This window comes from Microbacterium sp., from assembly GCF_036277215.1.
In the GTDB taxonomy this organism is placed as follows: Bacteria; Actinomycetota; Actinomycetes; order Actinomycetales; family Microbacteriaceae; genus Microbacterium.
Genome location: NZ_DASUNI010000048.1, coordinates 1 through 5,044, shown reverse-complemented (window position 1 = coordinate 5,044; position 5,044 = coordinate 1). Strand labels below are relative to the sequence as shown.

Genomic DNA, 5,044 nt, shown 5'->3' with positions numbered 1-5,044 from the left:
CGGCCATGCGCCGATCAGCGGCAGGCGGTGCAGCGCGGCGGCGGACCACAGCCCCGCAACGCGGTCGACGTCTCCGAGCGCCATGGACGCCAGAACGAAGAGCCGGTACCTGGCGTCGCGTTCGGCTGCGGCATCCGGCGTCGTGTACGCGCCCCGACGCAGGCGCACGAGGGCACCGTCCGAAACGAGTCGGTGGATCGCCGCGGTCGACAGGCCGCCACTGAGCAGATCACGATGCAACAGGATGCCGCCTCCAGCGGCCCGTGCCAGCTCCACGCCGTAGGCGATGCGGTCCGCGGAAAGTCTCACAGTGCCCAGGGTCGCGGTTCGGGCCGGGCGGCCGAGCCGCCGACGTCACCTCGGTTCACTTCGCAGCGCGTGCGACGGATGTGGAGGAAGCGGCGCGCGGCCCAGGGACGCCTCGCGGCGCGCGTACACGCTCGTGGCCCGTGCTCGGATGCGGGCCGGGAGGCCAAAAACGGGCCGCGACACCGATTCACGCGTCCCGGCGCGCACTATCCCTCCGAGAACGTGCGGCGCTATCCTGGCGGAACCCGCGGTGCAGACGGGAACGGCCGGGGGACCCGAGATTCGCGCGCATGCGCAACGTCTAGGCGCACAGGGAGCGCACGATGGCCGAACCGACGACGCCGGTCGACGCATCGAGCGTGCCCGGGCCGGAGTCCGGTGAGACGGGCTCCCATCCCGAGGCGTCGCGCCCGCATCCGGGGGCGCCGAGAGCGCAGTCCGAGGCGCTGCATCCGCGCCACGAGGCGCCGAGAGCGCAGTCCGAGGCACTGAGGCCGCAGCCCGCAGCGCACTCCGAACCGCCCGCAGCGCACCCCCAACCGCCGACCGCGGTCCCGACCACCGCGAGCGCCGCACCGCCACCGCCCCCAGCCGCCCCACCCTCGCAGCCCCCGGCATCCACCGAATGGGTCGGCACGCCGCGCCGCCGGCGACGTGCCGGGCTGTCGATCTACTCGATCCTGCTCATCATGCTGCTGTCGGTCAGCGTGCTCTCGAGCATCGTCGTCGGCATCATCGGGTACGTCAACGGCACCGAGGCGCTGCGCGCGATCGCGTACGAGAAGCTCGTCGAGATCCGCGAGAACCGCGCCCGCGAGGTCACCCAGCTGTTCTCCACGATCGAGAACACGGTGCGGCTCGGCGCGATGAACGAGACGTCCAAGCAGGCGGCCGTCGCCTTCACCGGGGGCTTCGCCGAGCTCGAGCAGCAGCCGGTGGACGCCGCGGCGACCACCGCCCTCGCCCAGTACTACCGCGACACGTTCGCCGCCGACCTGTCCGAGGCGACCGGCGAAGACGTCGACGGCGCGAGCTTCGCACCCCGCACCCCGGCGGCGCAGTATCTGCAGGCCAATTACGTCATTCCGTACGAGAGCTGGGAAGAGGCGATCCTCTCCGACGACGCCGGGGACGGCAGCGCGTGGTCGGCGGCGCACGCGCAGTATCACGACTACTTCCGCGCGATGACGCAGCTGCAGGATTTCGAAGACGTCCTCATGATCGACACCGACGGCAACGTCGTCTACAGCGCGTTCAAGGGCGTCGACCTCGGCACGAATCTGCTGGACGGTCCGTACCGCCTGTCGAACCTCGCCGACGCGTACCGCGAGTCGATGAGCCGCAACATCGTCGGCGAGGTGGTTCTCGCCGATTTCGCCGCGTACAGCCCCAGTCTCGGCAACCCCGCGGGGTGGGCCGTGACGCCGATCGCGGTCGAGGGGCAGGTCATCGGCGCGCTCGCGGTCGAGCTGCCCATCGACCGGATCAACCAGGTGATGACCGCCGACGGCGAGTGGCAGATCAACGGCCTCGGCAGCAGCGGCGAGACGTACCTCGTCGGCCGCGACGAGACCATGCGGTCGATCTCGCGCGAGCTCGTGAACGACCCCGCCGCGTACGAGAAGGCGGCCGTCGCCGCCGGCCTGTCACCGGATGCCGCGGCCATGAGCGTCCAGAACGGCAACACGCTGCTGCACCAGATCGTCAGCGGCTCGGCGGTGACGGCGGCGCTCGCCGGCGACAGCGGCACGATGCTCGAGCGCAGCTACCTCGGCCGCGACAGCCTCACCGCGTACGCGCCGCTCAGCATCGACGGGCTGAACTGGGCCATCGTCGCGCAGGAGGCATCGGCCGAGGCGCTGATCCCTGTCGAGGACTTCACGCGCAACCTGATCCTGTCGACGGCAGGCATGATCATCTTCGTCTGCCTGCTCTCGCTCGTGCTCGCGCAGGTGTTCGTGCGGCCGCTGCGGCGCCTGAAGACCGCCGCCCGCCGCATCGCGCAGGGGGACGAGGGCGTTCAGGTCGACGCCGGGTCGAGCGATGAGCTCGCCGACGTCGCGACGGCCTTCAACGACATGAGCCGCAGCCTGCAGGCCAAGTCCAACCTCATCGCCGAGCAGGAACGCGCGAACGAGCGGCTCATCCTCTCGTTCATGCCCGAGGGCATGGCCAGCCGCTACAAGCACGGCGACGAGGCGATCACGCAGGACAACGAGGACGTCACGGTCATCTTCGCCGACATCGTCGGTTTCGAGGACATGGCGCTGACGATGACCTCCGAAGAGGCGATCGCGAAGCTCAACGACCTGATCCGCACCTTCGACGAGGCCGCCGAGCGGTTCGGGGTCGAGCGCGTGCGCACGACCCGGCAGAGCTACCTCGCCAGCTGCGGCCTGGGCACGCCGCGGGTCGACAACGCCCGGCGCGCGGTCGAGTTCGCGATGGAGCTCGACACCATCCTCGAGCGGTACTCCGCGCAGCAGGGCGTGCACCTGGATCTGCGCGCGGGCCTCGACTCGGGCCAGGTGACCAGCGGACTCATCGGTCGCGCTCGGGTCGTGTACGACATGTGGGGGGATGCCGTCAACCTCGCGTACCGCGTGCAGGGCGATTCCGACGAGCCGGGCATCTACATCACCCAGCGGATCGCCGACCGCATCCCCGACACGATCGCGATCACGCCTGCCGGCGACGTGTCGACGCAGAGCGGCACGCAGCGCGTGTGGCGCATCCAGCCGGCCGTCACAGTAACCGAGGGGCGCGCGCCAGCAAGCCGGGGGTCTGGGGCGTAGCCCCAGAGAGAAGCTGACCCGTGGCCGACATCGTCTCGCAGCCGTGGTTCTGGCCCGCGGTCATCGTCTCGGTAGGCCTCCCGCTCGCGCTGATCGGGCTCACCGAGATGTACAACGCGATGTCGCGACGCGGCAGCCGCGCTGCGCCGATCGTCCTGATGGTGCGCAACTACCTCGTTCCGGTGGCCGGCGTGCTGGTGCTGATCAGCCAGCCCGGCGCGTGGGAGGGCGAGGGCACGTGGCCCAAGGTCGTGACGACCATCTTCGGCCTGCTGGTGATCCTCGTCGTGATCAACGCGATCAACCACCTCGTGTTCCACCGCGCGGAGAAGGGGTCGTGGCGCGATCGCTTTCCGACGATCTTCAGCGACCTGATCCGGTTCGTCTTCATCGTCGTGGGCATCGCCCTGCTGTTCTGGTGGGTGTGGGGTGCAGACGTCGCGGGCATCTTCGCGGCCCTCGGCGTGACGTCGATCGTCGTCGGCCTCGCGCTGCAGAACGCCGTCGGCTCAGTCGTCTCGGGGCTCTTCCTCATCTTCGAGGCGCCGTTCCAGCTCGGCGACTGGATCGAGACCGCCGACTACCGCGGGCAGATCGTCGAGGTGAACTGGCGAGCCGTGCACCTCGACAGCGGCAACGGGATCATCGTCATCCCCACGTCCGAGCTCGCCGAGGGCTCGTTCACGAACCTCTCGCGCAGCCCCGAGCCGTACGCGGCGGAGCGCGAGTTCACGTTCGCGACGGATGACCCGCCCGCGCGGGTGCGCGCACTGCTCGTCGACGTCGCGCGCGACATCCCGCTGATCTCCCCCGACCGCGACCCGAGCGTGTCGACCCTCGACGGCGCGAAGTACCGGGTGTCGATCCCGCTGCAGTCGCCGAGCGACAAGGAGGCGGTGCTGGACGCCTTCTCCACGCGCATCTGGTATGCCGCCCGGCGCGTCGATCTGCACCTGGACGGCGATGTGACCGACGAGTGGAACACGCCCGGACGGCTGCAGGACGCACTGCACGAGATCGCGCCGATCCTGAGCCTGCGTCCGGTGGATGCCGAGGCACTTGCCGCATCGGCGCGGCTGGAGCGGTTCTGCCAGGGCGAGGTGATCCTGCGGCCCGGGATGGTGCCGACCGCCACCCGGTTCATCCTGTCGGGGCGGGTGATCCTCGGGGTGCCGACCGAGTCGGGGTTCATCCAGGTGACCGAGCTCAGCCGGCACGACGCGGTCGGCCTCACCGCGCTCACCCGCACGCAGACGATCTCGCGGGCGATCGCGCTGACCGAGCTCGAGGTGATCACGGTGCCGGTGCATCTGCTCGACGACGTCGTGCGGCAGCATCCGGTACTGGCCCGCGAGATCGTGCGCGAGAACGACAACCGCGTGCGCCTGGCGCGCAGCGCACTGGCGGCCGTCGGCGAGCATCTCGCTCCCGGCCGGAACGTCTTCGGGTAGGGGCGGCTGGCCGCCATGGACGTCGCGGCACGGCGTTCTGCTCGCGGCCCGTCCTTCTCGGAGGGCCGGGAGGCTCATCGCGGGCCGCGAGTGCCACAAGCGCGGTCGGGTAAACTCGGCGGACGCATCAGCGTTGCGGCGTCCGACTGAAAGGCCCGCATGTATAACGCTGAACCTCCACTGCCGCCCCGGCCCTCCCGCCTCATCGCGCGCATCGCGCTGACCGTCTACGCGATCGTCCTGGCGATGATCGCCCTCTGGCCGGTGCCGGTCGACTCGGGTGCCGGCGACTTCCTCCGCGGCGTGAACCGGGTCTTTCCCGCCCTCACGTACGAGCGCATCGAGTTCTCGGCGAACATCCTGTTGTTCGTACCGCTGGGGGTGCTTCTGATGCTCCTCCTGAGGCGCCGTTTTCTGATCCTGCCGATCGCACTCGTGGTGACAGTAGGGATCGAGAGCGCGCAGGCGCTGCTGCTCGACCGGCGCACG

4 protein-coding genes are annotated in these 5,044 nt (G+C 70.0%); 3 read left to right on the top strand and 1 reads right to left on the bottom strand.

Features of this window, described 5'->3' with window-relative positions; genetic code table 11:
• Positions 1-309, bottom strand: a 309-nt coding sequence (locus VFX99_RS02430) for a type IV toxin-antitoxin system AbiEi family antitoxin domain-containing protein (protein WP_329664727.1), incomplete at its 3' end; no start/stop codon positions are given.
• A gap of 323 nt (positions 310-632) precedes the next feature.
• On the opposite strand from VFX99_RS02430, the gene VFX99_RS02425 reads away from it, so the two are divergent.
• From VFX99_RS02425 to VFX99_RS02415, 3 genes are all read left to right on the top strand, one after another.
• Entirely contained in the window at positions 633-3,104 is a 2,472-nt protein-coding gene (locus VFX99_RS02425; protein ID WP_329664726.1) for an adenylate/guanylate cyclase domain-containing protein, read from the top strand.
• 20 nt (positions 3,105-3,124) lie between these two features.
• Positions 3,125-4,555, top strand: coding sequence for a mechanosensitive ion channel domain-containing protein (locus VFX99_RS02420; RefSeq protein ID WP_329664725.1), 1,431 nt, complete (start codon positions 3,125-3,127; stop codon positions 4,553-4,555).
• A gap of 159 nt (positions 4,556-4,714) precedes the next feature.
• Positions 4,715-5,044: VanZ family protein (locus VFX99_RS02415; RefSeq protein WP_329664724.1), on the top strand; the 330-nt coding region annotated here is incomplete at its 3' end.